22 protein-coding genes are annotated in these 21,563 nt (G+C 46.0%); 17 read left to right on the top strand and 5 right to left on the bottom strand.

Annotation, left to right across the window (positions count from 1 at the left end):
- The first annotated feature begins 8 nt into the window (after positions 1-8).
- Genes murQ through ACH6C1_RS04485 form a run of 3 tightly spaced genes read left to right on the top strand, consistent with a single transcriptional unit; the run spans position 9 to position 3,395 of the window.
- The gene (gene murQ / locus ACH6C1_RS04475; protein WP_374074960.1) at positions 9-899 is read left to right on the top strand and encodes an N-acetylmuramic acid 6-phosphate etherase; all 891 of its coding nucleotides are present in this window, start codon (positions 9-11) and stop codon (positions 897-899) included.
- A 15-nt stretch (positions 900-914) separates the two neighbouring features.
- Positions 915-2,291: a PTS transporter subunit EIIC gene (locus ACH6C1_RS04480; RefSeq protein WP_374074962.1), complete on the top strand. Its 1,377-nt coding sequence runs from the start codon at positions 915-917 to the stop codon at positions 2,289-2,291.
- 51 nt (positions 2,292-2,342) lie between these two features.
- On the top strand, positions 2,343-3,395 hold the full coding sequence (locus ACH6C1_RS04485) for a DUF871 domain-containing protein (RefSeq protein ID WP_374074964.1): 1,053 nt from the start codon (positions 2,343-2,345) through the stop codon (positions 3,393-3,395).
- A 22-nt stretch (positions 3,396-3,417) separates the two neighbouring features.
- Here the strand turns inward: ACH6C1_RS04485 and ACH6C1_RS04490 are convergent, their stop codons facing one another.
- Together ACH6C1_RS04490 and ACH6C1_RS04495 are read right to left on the bottom strand one after the other, a co-directional pair.
- Complete coding sequence (locus ACH6C1_RS04490; protein WP_374074966.1) at positions 3,418-4,695, bottom strand: cation:dicarboxylate symporter family transporter; 1,278 nt, start codon at positions 4,693-4,695, stop codon at positions 3,418-3,420.
- Positions 4,696-4,817: 122 nt separating this feature from the next.
- The gene (locus ACH6C1_RS04495; protein ID WP_374074969.1) at positions 4,818-6,095 is read right to left on the bottom strand and encodes an Nramp family divalent metal transporter; all 1,278 of its coding nucleotides are present in this window, start codon (positions 6,093-6,095) and stop codon (positions 4,818-4,820) included.
- Positions 6,096-6,328: 233 nt separating this feature from the next.
- Here ACH6C1_RS04495 and ACH6C1_RS04500 point away from each other — a divergent pair, with 233 nt between their 5' ends.
- Positions 6,329-7,024 carry a FadR/GntR family transcriptional regulator gene (locus ACH6C1_RS04500; protein WP_374074971.1) on the top strand — a complete coding sequence of 232 codons (696 nt, stop codon included), beginning with the start codon at positions 6,329-6,331 and terminating at the stop codon, positions 7,022-7,024.
- Between the two features lie 15 nt (positions 7,025-7,039).
- Complete coding sequence (lhgO, locus tag ACH6C1_RS04505) at positions 7,040-8,221, top strand: L-2-hydroxyglutarate oxidase (RefSeq protein ID WP_374074973.1); 1,182 nt, start codon at positions 7,040-7,042, stop codon at positions 8,219-8,221.
- Between the two features lie 27 nt (positions 8,222-8,248).
- Here lhgO and ACH6C1_RS04510 read toward each other — a convergent pair whose 3' ends face one another.
- Positions 8,249-8,845 carry a class D sortase gene (locus ACH6C1_RS04510; protein WP_374074975.1) on the bottom strand — a complete coding sequence of 199 codons (597 nt, stop codon included), beginning with the start codon at positions 8,843-8,845 and terminating at the stop codon, positions 8,249-8,251.
- A gap of 180 nt (positions 8,846-9,025) precedes the next feature.
- Between ACH6C1_RS04510 and ACH6C1_RS04515 the strand changes: the two genes are divergently transcribed.
- Positions 9,026-9,529, top strand: coding sequence for a VanZ family protein (locus ACH6C1_RS04515; RefSeq protein ID WP_374074977.1), 504 nt, complete (start codon positions 9,026-9,028; stop codon positions 9,527-9,529).
- A 316-nt stretch (positions 9,530-9,845) separates the two neighbouring features.
- Here the strand turns inward: ACH6C1_RS04515 and ACH6C1_RS04520 are convergent, their stop codons facing one another.
- A complete protein-coding gene (locus ACH6C1_RS04520; RefSeq protein WP_374074979.1) occupies positions 9,846-10,568 on the bottom strand; it encodes a GntR family transcriptional regulator in 723 nt (240 codons plus the stop codon).
- 140 nt (positions 10,569-10,708) lie between these two features.
- Between ACH6C1_RS04520 and nagA the strand changes: the two genes are divergently transcribed.
- Entirely contained in the window at positions 10,709-11,875 is a 1,167-nt protein-coding gene (gene nagA / locus ACH6C1_RS04525) for an N-acetylglucosamine-6-phosphate deacetylase (RefSeq protein ID WP_374074981.1), read from the top strand.
- A complete protein-coding gene (gene nagB / locus ACH6C1_RS04530) occupies positions 11,869-12,624 on the top strand; it encodes a glucosamine-6-phosphate deaminase (protein ID WP_374074983.1) in 756 nt (251 codons plus the stop codon). The genes nagA and nagB overlap by 7 nt, the downstream gene beginning before the upstream one ends.
- A 54-nt stretch (positions 12,625-12,678) precedes the next feature.
- On the opposite strand, the gene ACH6C1_RS04535 is transcribed toward nagB, so the two are convergent.
- Positions 12,679-13,311: a YigZ family protein gene (locus ACH6C1_RS04535; RefSeq protein WP_374074985.1), complete on the bottom strand. Its 633-nt coding sequence runs from the start codon at positions 13,309-13,311 to the stop codon at positions 12,679-12,681.
- A gap of 138 nt (positions 13,312-13,449) precedes the next feature.
- Between ACH6C1_RS04535 and ACH6C1_RS04540 the strand changes: the two genes are divergently transcribed.
- From ACH6C1_RS04540 to flgK, 9 genes are all read left to right on the top strand, one after another.
- Positions 13,450-14,589, top strand: coding sequence for a sensor histidine kinase (locus ACH6C1_RS04540; RefSeq protein ID WP_374074987.1), 1,140 nt, complete (start codon positions 13,450-13,452; stop codon positions 14,587-14,589).
- 173 nt (positions 14,590-14,762) lie between these two features.
- Complete coding sequence (locus ACH6C1_RS04545; RefSeq protein ID WP_038564508.1) at positions 14,763-15,443, top strand: response regulator; 681 nt, start codon at positions 14,763-14,765, stop codon at positions 15,441-15,443.
- Positions 15,444-15,656: 213 nt separating this feature from the next.
- Positions 15,657-16,499: a DegV family protein gene (locus ACH6C1_RS04550; protein WP_374074989.1), complete on the top strand. Its 843-nt coding sequence runs from the start codon at positions 15,657-15,659 to the stop codon at positions 16,497-16,499.
- Positions 16,500-16,546: 47 nt separating this feature from the next.
- The gene (locus tag ACH6C1_RS04555; protein ID WP_374074991.1) at positions 16,547-17,941 is read left to right on the top strand and encodes an ATP-dependent helicase ComFA; all 1,395 of its coding nucleotides are present in this window, start codon (positions 16,547-16,549) and stop codon (positions 17,939-17,941) included.
- 140 nt (positions 17,942-18,081) lie between these two features.
- Positions 18,082-18,615, top strand: coding sequence for a ComF family protein (locus tag ACH6C1_RS04560; RefSeq protein WP_374074993.1), 534 nt, complete (start codon positions 18,082-18,084; stop codon positions 18,613-18,615).
- A gap of 117 nt (positions 18,616-18,732) precedes the next feature.
- The gene (locus ACH6C1_RS04565) at positions 18,733-19,152 is read left to right on the top strand and encodes a TIGR03826 family flagellar region protein (RefSeq protein ID WP_095224151.1); all 420 of its coding nucleotides are present in this window, start codon (positions 18,733-18,735) and stop codon (positions 19,150-19,152) included.
- A gap of 83 nt (positions 19,153-19,235) precedes the next feature.
- Entirely contained in the window at positions 19,236-19,493 is a 258-nt protein-coding gene (gene flgM, locus ACH6C1_RS04570; protein ID WP_374074996.1) for a flagellar biosynthesis anti-sigma factor FlgM, read from the top strand.
- Between the two features lie 18 nt (positions 19,494-19,511).
- Positions 19,512-20,003: a flagellar protein FlgN gene (locus tag ACH6C1_RS04575; protein ID WP_095224149.1), complete on the top strand. Its 492-nt coding sequence runs from the start codon at positions 19,512-19,514 to the stop codon at positions 20,001-20,003.
- Between the two features lie 39 nt (positions 20,004-20,042).
- Entirely contained in the window at positions 20,043-21,560 is a 1,518-nt protein-coding gene (gene flgK, locus ACH6C1_RS04580; RefSeq protein WP_374074998.1) for a flagellar hook-associated protein FlgK, read from the top strand.
- Positions 21,561-21,563: the final 3 nt, after the last annotated feature.

Here is a 21,563-nt window from a genome sequence, read left to right on the forward strand (position 1 = left end):
GGGAAACAATGCTAGATAAACTGACGACAGAAAAGCGTAACGAAAGTACGATGAAGCTGGATCAGCTTTCCACTAAGGAAGTACTACAGCTGATGAATAAGGAAGATAGAACAGTACCGGACGCGGTCGAGGCAGCGCTGCCGGAAATTGAAGCAGCAGTGAAACAAGTGATCTCTACATTTCAGGCTGGCGGCAGGCTCATTTACACTGGTGCAGGTACAAGCGGCAGGCTTGGTATTTTGGATGCAGTAGAGTGTCCGCCGACTTTCAGTACACCCGATGACATGGTGCAAGGTCTGCTGGCAGGAGGAATGTCCGCTTTTCGAAAGGCAAAAGAGGGAGCGGAGGATAATCCAGAGCTTGGTGCAAGAGAGCTGGAGGAGATTGGATTAACAGCAAAAGATACCGTAATTGGGATTGCTGCAAGCGGCAGAACACCGTATGTGATCGGGGCGCTGGATTATGCTGCCGCCGTAGGTGCAGCAACCGTCAGCATAGCTTGTAATAAAAATGCAGCTATTTCTAAACATGCGAAAATCAGCATTGAGATAGAAACAGGGCCGGAAATACTGACAGGCTCGACAAGACTGAAGGCTGGAACAGCACAAAAGCTAGTGCTCAATATGATTTCCACTGCCAGTATGGTAGGTGTCGGAAAAGTATATAAAAATTTGATGGTCGATGTGAAGCCGACGAATGACAAACTGCAGGAGCGTGCCAAACGTATCATCATGGAAGCAACTGGTGCGAACTATGATGCAGCTGAGAAGATTTTTGATCTAGCAGACGGTCAGGTGAAGACAGCGATTGTCATGCTGCTGCTTGATGTTACAAAAGAGGAGGCAGAGTCGAAGCTTCTTAATGCAGAAGGATTTGTCCGTTCAGCGATAAAAGCGTAAAGGGGAGGAATCAGAATGGCGAAGATGAAGCAATTGGCAGAAGACATTCTCCGCGAAGTTGGCGGAGAGCAGAATGTCGTTTCATTGACACATTGTATGACACGAGTGCGTTTACGGGTTAAGAATGATAACAAGGTGAATTTTGATGCTCTGAAACGAATTGACGGCGTCATGGGCGTAGTGGCAGATGATACGATTCAAATCGTAGTCGGACCTGGTACTGTAAACAAAGTCTCCGATGAAATCAGCCGAATCACTGGTCTCGGTGTCGGGGAAGAAGCAGCCGAAATCGACGACCTTACCTTTGAAGAAAAAGCCCAGCTCAAACGGGAGAACATGAAGGAAAAAAATAAAACGCCGATTAAATTCCTATTAAAGCGTATCGGTAATATATTCATTCCGCTTATCCCTGGGTTGATTGCTTCCGGTATCATCAATGGAGGCGTCAGCTTCGCTGTCAATGCTGGTGCGGATCCTACGCTTAGTATCATCCAGATCCTGCAGCTGATTGGCGGCAGTTTGTTCAGTTTCCTAGCGATACTAGTCGGTTGGAATACAGCGAAGGAATTCGGCGGATCTCCGGTACTAGGTGCCATTGCCGGTATGATTTTGTTCAATCCAGCGCTGGCGAATATTACATTATTCGGTGAAGCGCTCGTTCCGGGCCGAGGCGGATTATTCGGCGTCATCTTTGCAGCTTGGTTGATGAGTTTCATTGAGAAACGTGTAAGAAAATTCATGCCTAATAGCATTGATATTATTTTTACCCCTATCTTAACTGTTCTGTTTGTCGGCATTGCATCTTTGCTAGTCATTATGCCGGTTGCCGGTGTGCTGTCAGATGGCATTACTACCGGAATCAACGCTATTCTTGATGTTGGTGGTGTCGTAGCAGGTGCCTTGCTGGCTGGATTCTTCCTCCCGCTCGTCATGGTTGGTTTGCATCATGGATTGACACCGATTCATATGGAGCTGATCCAGACGTTCACCTTTACAGCATTGCTTCCAGTGCTGGCGATGGCTGGCGGCGGGCAGGTCGGAGCTTCTATTGCTGTCTTCGTCAAAACGCGCAATAAACGTCTGCGGAATATTATCAAAGGGGCCTTGCCAGCCGGATTCCTTGGTATCGGTGAGCCGCTACTGTACGGGGTAACCTTGCCGCTCGGACGTCCGTTCTTAACAGCTTGTCTTGGTGCCGCTGTCGGTGGAGCTACGCAGGCATTGTTTGCGACAGGGGCGACTTCAATCGGTGTTTCCGGACTTTCCTTAACGCCGCTCATCGCAGAAGGAAAGTACCTGCAGTATTTGATTGGTATATTTGTCGCTTATATTGCCGGTTTCGTGTTTACGTACTTCTTCGGGTTTAAGGAAGACATGGCAAAGGATATATAACTATAACAGGGCGTCTTTAGGACGCCTTTTTTGTACATAGGAGGGATAAGGGTGTTAGGGATATCTGTGTATTTGCAGGAACGGATAGAGGAAGAAAAAATCAGGCGATTTCATGCAGCTGGCTTCCGGAGTTTGTTTACATCGCTTCACATCCCGGAGGAAGATGCCTCCGCTTATCGAACAAAACTGCAGCTTCTTGGTTCCATTGCTTCTGCCCTGGATATGGAGTTGATTGCAGATATTTCAACGGCTTCGATGGAAAAGCTCGATTTGGATTGGGATACTGCAGAATCGGTATTGGATTGGGGACTGACAGGTTTGCGGATAGATTACGGGATTGAGGATGATATTATTGTCAGCTTATCTCAAAAGATGAAGGTCGCTTTGAATGCTAGTACACTTACAAAAGACCAGCTAGAGCGACTTATTCAACTGGGGCTGCGTACTACCCGCACAGAAGTTTGGCATAATTTTTATCCTCGGCCGGAAACAGGGCTTGCACTCGGTGATTTTCTGACGAAGAATCAGCTGTTTCAATCATATGGCTTGAAGGTGCAAGCCTTCGTACCAGGCGACCGTAATCTTCGAGGACCGCTTCATCTAGGATTGCCAACATTGGAACAGCATCGTATGTATGGAACGTATGCAGCCTTCACCGAACTGAAAGCGTACAATGTGGACAAAATCCTGATTGGAGATCCAGATGTGACAGATGGGGCTTTGATGCAGCTGAAGGATGCATCAACTACGTTTACCCTTCGTGCGCAACCTTATGGTGAATTAACGGAAGCGCATCATTTACTGGAAAAAGGGACACATAATCGTCCGGATCGGGCTCGGGATGTAATCCGATCAGAGGAGTCCCGGATGAGCGGGATGTTCGAGGATGCAGATGTGACACCTTTCAACTGTATCGAACGAAACGAAGGCAGCATAACCATCGATAACGATCTGTATATGCGTTACAAAGGTGAAATCCAAATCACTAGGAGAAGCTTGCCGCAAGACGATAAAGTCAATGTGATCGGACAGGTTGTATCAGAGGATGTGCCGCTTTTGAATTATATTGAAGGCAGCAGTCATTTTAAGATCATATGGGTATAAAAAAAGTAGGCGAGGAAAATCCTCAGCCTACTTTTACTTCTTCAGAACCGCCATTGTTCAAGTACTCTTTATTCAAATTGAATTTACCTTCCCATTTGGAAACAACGATAACAGCAAGACTGTTACCCACAACGTTTACCACAGTACGGCCCATATCAAGGATACGGTCGATACCAGCGATGAAAGCAAGTCCTTCGACTGGCAATCCTACAGAGCTCAATGTTGCAAGCAATACGACAAAGCTTGTCCCAGGTACCGCTGCGATACCTTTGGATGTAACGATCAGCAATGCCATGATTCCGAGCTGCTCCCAGATAGTCAAATCGATACCATACATCTGTGCGATGAATAGAGACGCAAGTGCCTGGTACATGGTTGATCCATCCAAGTTGAATGTGTAACCAGTCGGCAGTACGAAGGAAACAATGGATTTTGGTGCACCCATGCGTTCCATTTTATACATGACACGAGGCAATACTGTTTCACCACTGGAAGTGGAGAATGCAAGCAATAGCTCATCTTTCAATACTTTCAGCATCTTGAACAAGTTGATGCCTACAATCTTAGCAATGATAGTGAAAATGACAAGGATGAAGAACGCCATCGCACCATATGTTACAAGTGCAAGTTTACCTAATGGAACTAAAGACGAAATACCAAATTTCGAAACGGTAACACCGATAAGTCCGAATACACCGATTGGCGCTAATTTCATAACAAGGTTCGTTACCCAGAACATGGTCTGACTGACGCCTTCGAAGAAGTTCAGTACAGGCTGTCCTTTTTGACCGATGGCTGCTACCCCAAGGCCGAATAGAGCGGAGAAGAATACGATAGCGAGCATATCGCCCTCACCGATTGCTTGGAAGACGTTCGTCGGGATGATTTCAAGAATCGTATCTACAATCGTTCTGTCTTCCTGTGTTTCAGCAGTTTCTTCATATTGGGAGATGCTTGTTGTTTCAAGAGAAGAACGGTCGATGCCTTCACCAGGCTGGAACACATTGGCGAACACAAGGCCGATCGCGAGTGCAATGATCGTAACGATCTCGAAGTAAACTAGTGTTTTAAATCCAAGTCTACCGACCGATTTACCATCACCAGTACCTGCAACACCAACAATGATAGAGGCGATAACGATTGGTATAACAATCATCTTGATCGCGCGTAAGAATAAATCGCCAAGAGGCTGTAGAATACTAACGGCAGTTTCATTGCCGTAGAAGATTGAACCAACAATAACACCTAGCACTAAACCAATTAAAATCTGATAGGCTAGTCCAATTTTAAAACGCTTCATGTTGTACCCCCACGTTGTAAGATTAATAAATCCATAAGTGTAATAATAGCATAGCTTACTAGAATCATGTCAACTTTCCTGACAAGGAAAGCAAGGGCACAGATGTGCCCTCCCCCGGCGAATCAGAATAAATTGATTAATTCGTTGACCATTAATGCACCGAATAACAAAATACTGATCCCCAATACGCCATTTGTGATCCAGCCATTCCTGTAATCTGGTTCAACGCGCTTCGAGTTGAGCAGCCATATGAGTGTAATGGCCAGGAACGGCATGAGCAATGCTCCCAGTGCTCCTTGAATCAATACAAGTCCGACCGGTTCGCCGAAGAATAACAACAGCATTGGCGGAAATGTAAGCCAAACAAGATAAAAACGATAAGCAGGGTCTTTTTCGGAGACAGGTTTGTCATCTGACTGCCCTTTTTTTCGAATGGTACGGATGAAATCCGCAAACAAGTATGGAACACCATTCCATACACCGATTAACGAGGAGAATGCAGCTGACCATGCACCGATCATAAACATCCAGGAAACAACCCCGTTGAATTCCTCTCCCAGCATGCCAGACAGTGTGATTAAGCCTTCTTCTCCATTAATCTGGATATTGGAGCTGTGCAAGAACTCTGCCCCGATGACCATCAAGGAAAGTGTGAAGATGGCAGTTACGATGTAGGCGACGCTGTTGTCGACGCGCATCATGGAGACCCAAGCTTTTCCTTGCCATTTCTTCTCCTGCAGCCAGTAGCCATAGGAAGCCATCGTAATCGTTCCTCCGACGCCGCCTATCAGACCCATGACGAGCAGGAAGCTTCCAGCATCCATTTTCGGTATGACAATACCTTGAACGATATTCCCGATATCAGGAAGCAAGATAACTGCAGTTCCTACTACTGTGACAAACATGATACCGATGAAAACGAGCATCACTTTCTCGAAGAGCATGTATTTACCTGTCCAGATCAAGGCAAATCCTGCCAGAAGATGGACGATGGCCCATGCCCAGAGCGGCATGATCGGAAACATCGAACGCATCATCAATGCACTGGTGGATCCTGCTGCGGCACCATAAAGGATGCCCCAGATAATTGCGTAGACACCGAAATAGCCAGTTGCCCATTTACCAAGTGAGTGCCAGCCTTGCAGGATGGTCTTGCCAGTGGCAAGATGCCATCTGCCGACCCCCTCGGTGAGGAAATATTTGATGATAGAGCCTAAAATGATTGCCCAGCCGAGCATCATGCCGAAGCCTGATCCGGCTACAAGAGCTGCGATAAGATCGCCTGTTCCGACGCCCGTTGCTGCGGTGACGAAGCCAGGTCCGACATTGCGGAGCTTCTGGCCGAAGGTTTTCGGAGGAGTAGGACTGGCGGGCGCCAACGATTTGTTTTCGTTTTCCATACACGTACCCCCTTCGCTACTGTGATTTTAAACATAAAAGACAGGTGTTGGCAAGATAAATTTGTAAGGCAAAAAATACTTGCTGATTACAAAAGGAATGATAGAATAATGATTGAGTCAGAGAAACCTAGATATATCAACAATTTCGAGTCAACAAACAGGATGGAAAAAGAGATTTTGTAATTTTTACAGGTTAGTACTTGTCAGACAAAAAAGGAGAAGAAGTATACAACATGAAAAAGGAGAAGGTGGCGCATCGTATTGCGGCTGAAATATTGGAACAAATAGTGGAAGGAGATATCAAACCGGGACACAAACTGCCAACGGAGAAGAAACTCTGTGAAAAATATGGGGTTAGCCGTGCTTCCATACGGGAAGCATTGAGCGAGTTGAAAGCACAAGGTGCCGTTACATCAAAGCAAGGCGGCGGCACGTATGTGGAGCAAGCATTTCATGGTGAATTCTTCCATCAAGTTATGGTAGATGAATCGAATCTTGCCAGCTTCCGCTATCTTTTCGAAATGCGGAAGATTCTTGAGCCGGAAGCAGCCATGCTGGCAGCAGAACGACGTACGGAGAAAGAATTGGATGAAATGCGCTCTGCACTTGAACTAATGAAGCAAGTCGATGTTGACAGTGTGGGATCACTTAAAGGGAGAAATGCAGATTTTGCTTTCCACCTTGCTGTGATGAAAGCGACACATAACCCGGTCATGATTCAGACCTTTGCCAATCTGGACACTGTCTATAAGAAAGCATTGGCGTTGTCATTTGAAGAAAAACAAGATCTTTTGCGAAATAAGCAAATCATTTACAAGGAACATGAGAATATCTATGAAGCCATCCGGGCAGGGGAAGCAGAGCTAGCGCGTCTGCAGTGCTTGATTCATCTGCGGAATGTCGAGAAGAAGCTAACCCCTGAAGACTAAAAAGGGGCGATACAGATGTATGATATAGCTATTGTTGGAGGCGGTATCGTTGGTTTGGCCACTGCCTATGCGATATTGCAGGAAGCACCTGATAAGAGCATTGCTATCCTGGAAAAGGAGACAGAGCTGGCGATGCATCAAACCGGCCATAACAGCGGCGTGATCCATTCTGGCATCTATTACAAACCTCGTAGCTTCAAGGCCGCTTTTGCGAAGCGGGGAAGTGAGAGCATGCTTAACTTCTGTCGGGAAGCAGGCATTGAAGTTGAGCAATGCGGTAAGGTAATTGTTGCGACCAAAGAAGCAGAGCTGGAACAATTGGATCAGCTGTATCGCCGAGGTCTGGCTAATGGACTTGCTATTGAGAACATAGGTAAGGTTCAGTTACAGCAAATCGAACCTTACGCGAATGGCATTGCGGCTATTCGTGTCCCGCAGGCAGGTATTGTGGATTATAAGCAAGTCTGTCATGTGCTGGCAGAACGAATTCAGTCAAGGGGCGGTACGATCCTGCTTGGCAGTGAAGTGGTGCAGATTGAGGAAAAGCTGCACCAAGCAGTTGTACACACAAAAGCAGGCTCGCTTCAAGCAAGCTATGTCATCAACTGTGCAGGTCTGCACAGTGACCGAATCGCGAAAGCGGCTGGTTACTTGACTGACACGAAAATCGTTCCGTTCCGCGGAGAATATTATGACCTTAAACCGCAAGCTAGGCACTATGTCAAACACTTGATTTACCCTGTGCCGGATCCGGCATTCCCATTTCTAGGTGTCCATTTTACCCGGATGATCGGCGGTGGAGTAGAAGCAGGGCCGAATGCAGTGCTCGGTTTTAAGCGGGAGGCATACCGAAAGACAGATGTCGCCTTTGCAGATGTGGCTGATACACTGCGCTTTCCGGGATTTTGGAAGCTTGCCGGCAAGTATTACCGGCAGGGAGCGGCGGAGTACTTCCGATCTTTCTTTAAAAGTCAGTTCGTCAAAAGTCTTCAGGAGCTTATTCCTGCTATTGAAGCAAATGATCTGGAAGCTGCCCCGGCTGGTGTGCGTGCACAGGCGTTGCAGCATGATGGAGGGTTGGTGGATGATTTTCAGCTGGTCCGCGGAAAGCGTACACTGCATGTATGCAATGCGCCGTCCCCAGCAGCGACAGCTTCGCTGGAAATAGGTAAATATATTTGGAAACAAGTGAAATAGAAAACCGAGCAGTCCAGGCTGCTCGGTTTATTCTGTTTCCACAGGTACTGCTGTCCAGACAAAGCGTTCTGGAGCATCTCCTACATAAGAAAACGGGTAGCATGTTGTTACAGTCAAAACTTCCTCTGGAGCTGTTGGAACGATAACCGTTAAATCATCTTTATCGACGATTTTCGTATTCTCAACTTTATAGGTGAAAGAGCCGTATGGCATTTCAACCACAAAGGTGTCGCCTACTTTTACTTCGCCCATATTGCGAAATACTGTATCGCGGTGGCCGGATAAGACAATTTGGTCATTTTGGAGCGGGTAGGCAGTTCCTTTATAATGGCCAACACCTTTGTCCAGATCATCTGCATCTGTACCTTCGACGATCGGCAAATCTGCATCCAGCTTCGGTACATGCAGCACACCAACAACATCGCCCTGGCCTGGTTCGAAGCTGCTCGCTTCCTCTTTTGCTTGCTCAGGTGTCAGCTTCTCTGCTGCATGGGCTTCATGAAGCATTGATTTCGCATCGGACAGGGAATCTTTCTGTGCCTTTGCGGTCGTATACCATTCAAATCCTCCATATCCTACTAACAAAAGCCCCGCAACAACTAGTATGACAGCGAATCGTTTCATATGTTCTCCTTTATGTACAAGCAGGCTTGTATATTTTCTAAACTATATTATATATAAATATTTTCCAGCGCGGAAGCTGTTTCGTGTAAAGGTTTAGTAAAGTGAAGCAGAGGATGAGCTGCCTTTGTATGTGCTGTTATGATATAATCGAATCTTATCCAGAAAAAGGGAGGGGATAATATGAGTTTGAAAAAATGGGTCTATGGTATGCTGCCGCTGGCTTGCATCATCATCATCTTCCTATTTTCCGCCACCCCTTACCAGGAGCAGGACATTAAGCCGATGCTTGCTTCCCACATTGATATAAGTCCGCTTGAACCATTCCTGTCCCCTATCAAATTCACCTATCATGGACAGGAAGTCAGTGTCCAGGCAGTAGGAGTATACTCTGTCGTGGAATTTTTCATAAGGAAAGCAGCTCATTTTTGTGTCTATTTCTGCCTTGCAATTCTTGCATTTATAGCGCTTTATAAGGGATTTGGTTTGAAATATCGCTTGTCACTGCGAATAGCATTGGTGATTTCGATCCTATACGCCTGCTTCGATGAGTTTCATCAAAGCCTGACACCCGGCAGGACACCATATGTTGGAGATGTAGTCATCGATACTATCGGTGCATGTGTGGGACTGCTTGTGGTAATTATCGGCAGAAATCTGTATCAGATCTACTGGAAACGATCATAACTGCTACAAAATCCTCATTTATGGCAAAAATAGACATCCTTTTGCAAAAAATGTGGTATATTCACTATGATTCACACGATTCAGATTACGTACATAACGTATTGTATCGATTTATCAAACGAGGTGACATAGTGAAAGAGCAGGAAATATACAAGAGCATCCTAGTAAAGCTGATCTCCCAGACAGAAAACAAACAGATCAACAATATGGAAGACATGATGACAAAGCTTATTCAAGAACTACAATCATATCGAACAGTAAGCCAAAGTTAAAAGAGCAGTGTTCCGGAATCCGGCGCTGCTCTTTTTGTGTGCCCTCAACGGTAGAAACTGCTTGTGAACGTGTATTTGTCCGCTCTATACGTACTCGTTACATACTCGAAGGGCCGGCCATCGTCCAGATAGGACAAGCGATGGATGCGCAGGACGGCATCGCCGGGTGTTACTTTCAATAAGTCGGCCAAATACTCGTCCGCTAAATCAGCTTCAATTTCCTGTTCGGCGCGATGAAGTGTCAGACCCATTTCCTTTTCTAAATACGCGTAGAAGCTCTCCTCCAGCTTGTTCTCTGTCAGATCCTTAGCCATTTCCAGTGGGGAAGTTATAGTTTCGACAGCAATCGGTTCCTGATCTGCCGATCGTAAACGTTTGATTCTGATCGCTGAGGAACCAATTTCTTTTTGCAACTTGTCTGCAGCCAGGCTGCTCAATTTTATTTCCTTCCATTCCAATATACTGCTCGAAGCAGTGAGTCCGCGGGCTTGCATATCTTCACTGAAACTTGTCAATTTTGATAAAGATTGATGATAAGGACGAACTTTCACGAAAAGACCTTTGTTTCGCCTTCTTTCCAGCAGTCCATCTTCTATCAGGGCTTGCATTGCATGCCTAACTGTCATTCGGCTTATACTTAAAGACTCGGTATAATGCCTTTCAGGCGGCAGCATCTCCCCAGGAAGCAAGCTGCCCGACTCGATGCGCTCACGGATCGCCTGCTCCAGCTGAAAATAAAGCGGAATGGGTGAATTTTTATCGATCATGTGGGTGCTCCTCTGTCGTTATATTTTGCTTAGTATACCATGCTAATTTTTAATTGTATACACATTGTCTATATGGTTAGACAATGTGTATACCTTGTGCTAAGCTATTGATACTATCAAGGGAAAGAAGGAATCTTGCTATGGGTGACATCTTGCTTCGCAATGTCCGAATATGCATGCCGGAAAAGCTGGTAACGGGTTATATCGGCATAACGAATGGGGAAATAGTAGAAATAGGAGAAGATAAGCCATCTCTGCAGTATGATCAGGAAGTTGATGGGAAATATCAATATGCTCTGCCTGGCTTTATCGATGGGCATATTCATGGGGCTGCAGGAGCAGACACGATGGATGCGACACAGGAAAGTCTGCACAAGATGGCTGCCTGGCTGCCGAATGAAGGAACAACTGCCTTCCTGGCTACTACCATAACCCAGGAAAAAGAGGCAATTGAGACTGCGCTGGAACAAGTGCGTTTGTATATACATCAAGCGGGAGAAGCTGAACTGATCGGTGTACATCTGGAAGGTCCGTTTGTCAATCCGGTAAAAGCAGGAGCACAGCCGCTTGCACACATTTGTAAACCTGATACAGAACTCTTCCGGAAGTGGCAGAAGCTCTCAGGGAATAAAATCAAGGTAGTGACGCTTGCGCCAGAATGCGACAAAGACTATGAGCTGACGCAGCTGCTTGCTTCGGAGCAGATCACAGTATCAGCAGGACATACGGATGCCTCTTTTGAGCAGATAAAGGAAGCAGCTGAACAGGGCATTGCGCAGCTGACTCATTTGTGCAATCAGATGAATGGCATCCACCACCGTGATATAGGAGCTGTCGGTGCTGGTTTTTTACTGCCAGCGCTTATGTCCGAGCTGATAGCGGATGGCATTCATGTAGCACCTGAAATGCTTCGATTGATTTACCAGAATGTTGGTTCTGACCGGTTGATTCTCATTACAGATTCCTTACGCGGAAAAGGGCTGGAAGACGGTACTTATGATCTTGGCGGGCAAGCTGTTACCGTGAAGGATGGTAAAGCTTTGCTTCCGGATGGGACTCTTGCCGGCAGTATGCTGCAAATGAAGGATGCTATACGGAATATGGCTGCATATGCAGATGTCTCTGTTGCTGATATTGCCAAGATGACGGCAGAGAATCCAGCCAAGCAGTATGGTATTTATGACAGAAAAGGTTCACTGGAAATAGGCAAGGACGCCGATATCGTTCTGCTGGATGACCAGCTGACATTGCAAGCAACCTATTGCAGGGGGAACTTGGCTTATCACAAGGAGGAAGAATCATGCTGACAATGGAAAAAGCAAAGGATTATAACGAGCTTAGCAGAATGGCTGCCGAGCGTATTGCTGAGAAGCTTTCTAAAAAACCTGATGCTGTGCTTGGGCTTGCAACCGGATCAACACCGGAGGGCATGTATGACGCACTTATCGAAATGTATAATCAAAAACGTATCTCTTTTGCAAAAGCTGAAACTTTCAATCTGGATGAATATGTAGGACTCCTGTCAAATGACGAGAATAGCTATGCGCATTATATGAACCAGCATCTGTTCCGCCATATTGACCTTTCTCCAGAAAAAGCGCATCTCCCGGATGGTAGAGCAGATGATATGGATGCAGCGTGTCAGGCTTATGAGGAGCTGATTGAAAAAGCAGGCGGTATTGATTTACAGGTGATCGGCATTGGTTTGAATGGACATATCGGTTTCAATGAACCACATACACCATTTGAGCAGCGGACGCATGTGGTGGAGCTGGACAAGACGACCAGAAATGCGAACGCCCGCTTTTTCCAAAGCTTAGAAGCTGTTCCGACACATGCCATCACGATGGGTATCCAAAATATAATGGAAAGTAAAGAATTGCTGCTGCTTGTGGCAGGCGAACAAAAAGCTTCTGTATTGGAAAGGCTAGTATACGGTGATAAAACCGAAGCATTTCCTGCATCCATCATTAAAGAGCATCCCCATGTCACCATCATCGCGGATCAGGGTGCACTAAGCGGTTTGAAGGCAGCGGACTATCATACAGGAGATTGATTTCCCGGGTAATATTTTGTCGAAAAAAAAGATGTGTAGAAGTCGCGCTGACTTTTACACATCTTCTTCTATATATTCTTGACCGCCAAATGTGATTTCTGCCTGTGCATTTGTCATGTCTGTAACATATGCTTGGAACTCCTCTTCCTGCCCAGATTGCAAGGCGACGTGCAACACGACGCGGTCAGCATAATCAATGGTTCGCAATGTATAAGCAGATTGCCGCAGTTCGTTTTCGGCTTTTCCGAGCAGTGTATAGTCGATATGAATCTCTGCAAGCTGCATGAGCTGCCGTTTTACGACACCGATTTCGTCGATCGATTGAGCAGCAGATCCGGAATAAGCGCGAATCAGACCGCCAGCTCCAAGCTTAATGCCGCCAAAATACCTCGTGACGACAACAGCAGTATCCTTCAAGCCCTTCTTTTTCAATACTTCCAAAATCGGCACGCCAGCAGTTCCGCTCGGTTCGCCATCATCACTGGCCTTTTGAATCAGGTCGTGTTCGCCGATCATATAGGCTGAGCAGTTATGGGTGGCGTCTTTATGCTCTTTCTTGATTTTCTGAACGAAGCTGATTGCTTCTTCTTCCGTCTCAACGCGCTTCACGTGACCGATAAAACGGGATTTTTGGATGACAATTTCGTGTGAACCTTCCGATTTTACGGTAAAATAAGTTGTAAGCATCTTGCATTTTACCTCCTTGAGCACTCATTATATAAAGATAGCAGAAAACATGACGAATTACATAGAAAAGTATCCCGCAAACCCCATAAAGCAGTTGGGTAATTCGAATGATATAGCATACAAGATTGGAGAAATGAAATGGGTAAAAAAATCGAAGACAAAGCGCTCGACCGGATCATCAATGAGATGGTGGAAGCTGTCGAGAACAGCAAGGATGAGATTTTTTACATAGGGGAAGAGTCACGCATGGAATATGAGCAGCTTCTTGCTGATCTGCAGCTCACAAAGGAAAAAGTGAGTGATATGATCAAGGAAGGTGATCAGCTGGAGCAGAAAGTCCGCTATTCCAAAATGCGTTTATCTGATGTGAGCCGTGATTTTGATCGCTATTCGGAAGAAGAGATCCGGGAAGTGTACGAGCAGACCCATAAGCTGCAGATTGAGCTGCGCATGTCTCGTGAAAAGGAAAAGCTTCTGCGTGAACGCCGTGATGAGATTCAGCGCCGATTGCAGGGGCTGGAACTGAAGATGAAGCGTGCAGAAGGTCTGGTAGGCAAGATCAGTGTGGTCCTCAATTATTTGAATGACGATTTCAAACAAGTTTCCCAGCTCATTATCGATGCGAAGGAGAAACAGGAATTCGGTTTGAAAATCATTGAAGCGCAAGAGGAAGAACGTCGCAGGCTCTCCAGGGAAATGCATGACGGCCCAGCTCAAATGCTTGCGAATATCCTGCTCAGATCAGAACTTGTTGACCGTACTTTCCGAGAAAGGAGTACAGAGGAAGCGCTGCTCGAGATCCAGAATATGCGTAAGATGGTCCGCAGCTCTCTGTACGAAGTGCGCCGCATCATTTATGACCTTCGCCCGATGGCGCTGGATGATCTCGGTTTGCTGCCTACGATTAGGAAGTACTTGGCCAATATCGAAGAATTCAATAACATCCATATTGATTTCACAGCATTAAAGGCAGAAAAGCGTCTGGATCCGAAGTATGAGGTGGCATTGTTCCGTCTTACCCAGGAAGCAGTCCAGAATGCAGTCAAGCATGCAGAACCAAGTACAATCAAGGTCCGCCTGGAAGTAATGCAGGACTTGGTAGTTATTAGCATCATTGATGATGGAAAGGGCTTCGATGTTACAGTGAAGAAAGAAAACTCATTCGGAATTATCGGGATGCGCGAGCGTGTCGAGATGCTGAATGGTTCCATTGCCTTCCATTCTGAAATCGGAAAAGGGACCCGAGTCCTAATCAAGGTACCGCTTACAGAAGGATAAAAAGAAGGATATAAGTGGCGGTAATCAGGTAATTATGCTTATAATTAGAAGCATGTAATGTCAACCGCTTAGACGGGACTTGTTAACGCACTTATATTGACAACTTACTCATAATTTCTTAGAGCACACAGCAAAAGATGAAAATGACAAGAACTTGTAGGAGGAGCGAACACATGAGTACTGGAATATTATTGATTGACGACCATAAGCTATTTCGAGAGGGTGTCAAACGCATCCTGGAATTTGAACCGGCTTTCCAGGTTGTAGCAGAAGGAGACGACGGGTCAGAGGCACTTGAGCTTGTTGAAAAGTTCAATCCTGACGTCGTACTGATGGACATTAATATGCCGACTACAAACGGTGTACAAGCAACAGCTGACTTGATCAAACACCGTCCAGATATCAACGTTATCATACTTTCCATCCATGATGATGAAAACTACGTAACACATGCTTTGAAAACTGGCGCCCAAGGGTATTTGCTGAAAGAAATGGATGCAGATTCTTTGATAGATGCCATCAAGGTCGTCAGTGAAGGCGGATCCTATTTGCATCCGAAAGTCACTCATAATCTTGTGAAGGAATACCGACGCCTTTCTGAGGAAAGCAACTCATCCATTTCCAGCAAAATCGGCGAACACCGCCGTCCATTGCATCTGCTTACACGCCGGGAGTGTGAAGTTCTGCAGCTGCTTGCTGACGGAAAGAGCAACCGCGGCGTAGCAGAAGCACTGTATATTAGTGAAAAAACAGTCAAGAACCACGTTAGTAATATCTTGCAAAAAATGAATGTCAATGACCGTACACAAGCAGTTGTAACAGCAATCCGCAACGGCTGGGTCGAAGTATTGTAAGGTGGGAGTCCGGGTGATAAAGCCCGGGCTTTTTTTGTTTTACTGATGGAGAGCTAGGACAAAACTGTGATTCCAGACTGGGAACTGTAAATCACTTTAGAATGGCATTATATGAATTCCTAATTGATGGATGCAAAAAGGACAGGCATAGGGTAAGATAGAAGGCAGAAATCGTTAGATAGAAGGCAGAAAAACGTAAGGGAGACCGATAGCATGAATATTGCTGTAATGACAGATAGTACAGCATATCTTACGCCAGAACAGCGAGAAGCATTTGACATACATATGATCCCATTGCAGGTCGTTTTCGACGATGCAACGTATGAGGAAGAAGTGGATATCACTGCTGAGGAATTCTATGACAAGATAAAGCAGCAAAAGGCATTGCCTAAGACATCCCAGCCAGTCGTTGGTAAAGTGATCGAGAAGCTGGAGGAGCTGAGCAAATCCTATGATGCCGTTATCAGTGTGCATCTTTCCAGTGGGATCAGCGGTACGTACCAAAGCATGGTGGCTGCCGACGATATGGTAGAAGGGATCGACGTCCATGCGTATGATTCTGAACTGAGCTGTATGGCCCAAGGCTACTATGCATTGGAAGCAGCACGTATGGTGAAACAAGGCGCAAGCGTTGAAGATATTCTTAAGCGTTTGGATGAAATGAAAGAAACGATGATAGCGTATTTCATCGTGGATGATTTGTCCAATCTGCAACGCGGTGGACGCTTGAATGGAGCGCAAGCCATTATCGGCAGTCTGCTCCAGGTAAAACCGGTTCTTCATTTTGAGGATAAAAAGATCGTGCCGTTTGAAAAGATTCGGACGAAGAAGAAAGCAATCAGCCGAATCAAGGCATTATTCGATGAGCAAGCTGCAGATGGTGCAAAAATGAAGGCCTGCATCATTCACGGCAATCGACCTGAGGAAGCGGAAAGTCTGCGTCAGGCATGGGCGGCCGAATACCCAAATGCAGAAATAGAAGTATCCTATTTCGGCCCGGTTATCGCCACCCATCTTGGCGAAGGTGCCATTGGATTTTTGTGGTACAAAGTGTAAGGGGGGATATTTTTTCTCTCCCTTTTTTTATAGGAAGGAGCAACTAAATGGAACTTGATCCAAAACGCTATGCCGGTAAACGATTATTAAGCCGTGAAATTCCACTCTCAGCTAATGCCCTTCAGGAAGCTCTCCAACAACATCACTTCAAACAGATTCCAACAATCCGAAAAGAAAAAAACAGCTTATATTGTAATCGGTGCAATGCGACACAGCCTCATTTGCAAAGTATTAACTGTCAGATCTGTGGCAGTATCCATCTTTATTGCAGGAACTGCATTCAAATGGGAAGAGTAAGTGCCTGTGAACATCTCTATGAATGGACTGGCCCGGAGCCTGAGTGGTCCTATCATGATAATCCTTGTGCTTGGGAAGGAGAACTGACTAGGTATCAGCAGCTTGCCGCAGATGCAATTGGTTTGGCGATGCAGCAGAATGGGAAGCTGCTGGTACATGCTGTCTGCGGTGCGGGTAAAACGGAGATGCTATTCCAAGGGATTACGATCGCGCTCCAACAGGGCAAACGAATTTGTCTTGCGACACCGCGAGCGGATGTGGTCAGGGAATTGCTGCCGCGATTCCAACAGGCATTCCCAACTGTCACTGTTCAAGCACTATATGGCAGCAGTCCGGATAAAACGGGTGACGGTCAGCTCATCCTGGCGACCACGCATCAGCTGCTGCGTTTTTATCAAGCTTTTGATGTACTCATCATTGACGAGATCGATGCTTTTCCATATCATGCTGACCCGATGCTCCATATCGCCTCTGAAAAAGCCAGGAAATCGACATGTGCCTCCATTTTCCTCACTGCAACACCACGGCAAAAAGAAAAGCGGCAAATCGCTGCCAAAACCCTCCCTCATGTTTTCGTTCCCGTACGCTTTCATGGGCAGCCTCTTCCAGTACCTGCATCAAAGCTTTGCTTTGGTTTGCAGAAACAATTACGAAAAGGGAATTTTCCGAAAGGGCTGCTGCATTGGATCAACAATCGCAGTAATCCGACAAGGCAGGTACTGATTTTTCTTCCTACCGTCGTACTTGCTGATAGACTGCAAGAAGAAGCAAAGGAAGTGCTTCGTCCATCCGCACAAAAAATCCTGCCAAAAAGAGATGCGGAAACACTAATAAGAACTGTCCATGCTGCCGATAAAGACAGAGAGGCAAAAGTGCAGGCATTCCGAAATCGTGATATAGCCATTATCCTAACGACAACCATTCTTGAACGAGGTGTGACGTTTCCTTCTGTGGATGTGGCAATTTTGGATGCTGGTCATGATGTTTTTGATGAGGCAGCGTTGGTGCAGATTGCAGGCCGTGCCGGCAGAAGTCCAGCTGATCCGACAGGAGAGGTTGTCTTCTTTCATGAAGGAAGAAGCGATGCTATGGATAAGGCAGTGCGGTCCATCACCGACATGAATCGAAGGGCAAAGCGGCTATGAGTCTATGTGTAGGATGCGGAGAATCGTACGCTTCCCGTCCCAGCTGGTCCACTTTCTTTTGGCCGGAGCGGATATCACTCCTTTGTTGGGATTGTGAAGTGTCTTTTCACAGACTGGAAGAGCCAGGTTGCACAAGTTGCATGAAACAGACGACTTCTAGTACTTGTTCAGATTGTCTCGAGTGGGAGAAAACGAGCTATCAGGCTAAGCTGGAGAGGAATGTTTCTTTGTACTGCTATGAGCCATTTATGCAGGATTATATAGCAAGATGGAAATATCGCGGCGATTATGTGCTGGGAAAAGTGTTTGAAGCCGAATTTCGTAAACTCTATCTTCAGCATTTCAGGGAGTCCAAGTATGAGGTAGTTCCTATTCCATTAAGCGCAGAGCGGATGGCAGAGAGAGGCTTCAATCAAGCGGAAGAGCTGGCAGCTTTTACACGGGCCAAGCGGAAGAATGCACTAGGAAGAAAGCATGGAGAAAAGCAATCCAAGCGTAGCCGATTGCACAGAGTGACAGCTGATAATCCGTTTTATTTACTATCGGAACCACCCCAATTCGCTGTTTTGATCGATGATATTTATACAACAGGAACAACGCTTCGGCATGCTGCGCAGGTTTTGAAGGAAAATGGTACCGAATTTGTAGCGGCCTGTACGTTAATCAGGGGGTAACTTTCCCATATGCCAAATGTCGTGTGAACCGCGGGTTTATTATATTATCATGCTATAATTATACTAATCAGGTCACTTACGAGTGTACCTATTATACTAGGAGGAGGGCGTTAGCCTATGTTAGAACTAGCAAATTGCGTCCGCTGCGGAAGCGTATTCGCGCGAGATTACCGAGATATTTGTCCGAATTGCCATCGAGAGGAAGAGCGTTCCTTCCAAATGGTCTACCAGTATCTCCGCAAACGTGAAAATCGCCAAGCAACCATCCAGCAAATTACGGAAGTCACAACCGTACCAGAATCACTGATCATCAAATTTGTCCGTGAAAAACGATTGCAGCCAAGTCAATTCCCGATGCTGTCATATTCTTGCCGCAACTGTTCCAATCAAATTACAGAAGGCGAAATTTGCACAGATTGCAAAGATCAAATGCGCAAAGATCTGGACGTTGCTCGCGAATTGGATGAGAAACGTGTAGCTGCTGCCGGTGTTAAAGAGCAGCGAGTCTATTACAATGCAAATCGTTCTGTGAAATAATTCATTAAATCGCTTAACATTTCCCCGATGTTGACCGATACTATCTGTAAGAGTGTTAAGAAGTTGGAAAGGGGTGTAGATCTTTGAAAATTCAAGGTCCGAACCAATCCGGTTTCAATCCGTACACAAAACAGCTCAAGCAGCAGGCAGATTTGCAAAAAGCAAGTCAGCGCCAGGATAAATTGGAGATCTCCTCAGAGGCGAAACGCCTTCAGGAAGGCGACAAAATCCAGGCGAGCCGCCAGAGCCATGTGGAACAGATAAAAGCCGCAGTACAAAATGGCGAATATAAAGTCGATGCAGAGATAACCGCTAAGAAAATGATGGATTTTTGGTCATAAGACCAAGGAGGAGCAACCATGGCTTTACAAGCTTTATTAGAAACGATTGAAAAACTGCATAAATTGCATCGGAGTCTTCTTGAAATCAGCCGGCTGAAAACAGATCATCTGAAATCAAACGACATGGAGAGCCTGCAGAAGCAGCTGCTTGCAGAAAAGAAGCATGTGCAAGCTGTCGCCCAGATTGAGAAATTGCGAATTCAGCAAACGGAATCATGGGCTGTTGCTTCTGGACTTCCGGTGCCGTCTACTGTTTCGGAGCTTTTGGAACTGATTACAGATCAGAAGTCAGCTCTTCAGTTTGAACAACAACTGATCGGCCTTACGGAGACGGTGACAGAGCTCAAGAAGCAGGAAGCGCTCAATCAGCAGCTGCTGGAGCAGTCGATGCAATTCTTGCAGATTTCACTGGATATGCTTGCTCCCTCCATCCAATCATTGAATTATGGTACACCTAACCAGGATCAGCAGCGACCGCAGAATCGCGCCTTGTTTGACTCCAAAGCATAACACAGATACGGAAAAGCTATCGGTAAAAGGGGAATATACATGGGATCAACATTCCAAGGATTAGAAATCGCCCGCTCTGCGCTTTTTGCGCAGCAGACGGCGTTATATACGACAAGCAATAATATTGCGAATGCAAATACAGAAGGATATACAAGACAGCGCGTTAACTTCGAACAAATCTCCCCATATCCTGCCGCAGGACTAAATCGTCCACAAATAGCCGGACAACAGGGAACAGGGGTCCAAGCAGGCTCTATTGAACGTATCCGCAACAGCTACCTGGATGCGCAATACCGTTCGCAGACTGGAACTTCTGCTTACTGGAGCATGAAATCCGAAGCATTGAACCGAATGGAAGGGATTATTAACGAGCCGTCTGATTCGGGCTTATCTGCTGTTTTGGATGATTTTTGGAGCTCCTTACAGGATCTTTCGGCTACACCAGATGAATCAGGAGCCCGTTCTGTTGCCTTAGAAAAAGGTAAGGCAGTAGCAGATACGTTCAATTATATCTCTGACAGCCTTACGAATGTTCGCGGTGACCTGCGTGATCAAATTGATAATGTGTCCGTGAAGAGCATCAACTCTTATATGAACCAAATCAATGAATTGAACAAACAGATCGCCGAAATGGAACCGCACGGTATGGTGACAAATGATTTGTATGATAAACGAGATGTACTCATCGATGAGCTTTCCTCGATGGTCAACATCAAAGTGGAATACCAGGAATCAGGCGGCTTAGCTCCAACAGCAGCTCAAGGTATTGCTAAAATCACATTGGTTGATGAACAGGGTGCAGCACAAGCAGTATTGGTTGATCCTGACACGAAAACCTATCAGCCTTTGTCAGTCCAGTATGGTCAAGATGAGAACGGCATGCAGGCTGTTGAAAGTATTACTTTCGGAGATACAGAGATTTCTGTAGAGGATTTTACTTCCAAAGGGGAGCTTAAGGGCCTGATGGATTCATACGGATATCTGGAAGATGGTTCTATTAAAGGTACATATCCGGAAATGATGCAAAACCTTGATAAAATGGCGTTCAACTTTGCACAGGCAATCAATGCAGTGCAGCAGACTGGCTATACAAAAGGTGGCACCCTCTCTGGAATTGATTTCTTTGACGCAGGCGGATCGCAGTACGGAGCTGCAGCAAATATCAGCTTGTCCGATGAGATAGATGGCAATCCTGATCTAATAGCAGTAAGTGCAGACGGTACTTCGGGTAATGGCGAAAATGCGAAGAAGCTCTCCGAAGCGATGCGTTCCCCATTAGAAGGACTAGGTAACACTTCCGTCAGCAGTTTCTATGAAGGTATGATCGGTACATTGGGCGTGAACGCACAAGAAGCAAAGAGACAAGCAACTAACTCTACTTCGTTAGTCGATCAAGCAGATTTGCAGCGTCAATCTGTTTCCAGTGTGTCACTAGATGAAGAAATGACCAACATGATCAAGTTCCAGCACGCTTATAATGCTGCTGCCCGCAGCATGACAGCTGTAGACGAAATGCTCGATACAATCATCAACAACATGGGATTAGTAGGGAGGTAAGTG

Origin of the sequence: Terribacillus sp. JSM ZJ617, from assembly GCF_044383785.1 — a bacterium.
GTDB lineage: Bacteria > Bacillota > Bacilli > Bacillales > Amphibacillaceae > Terribacillus.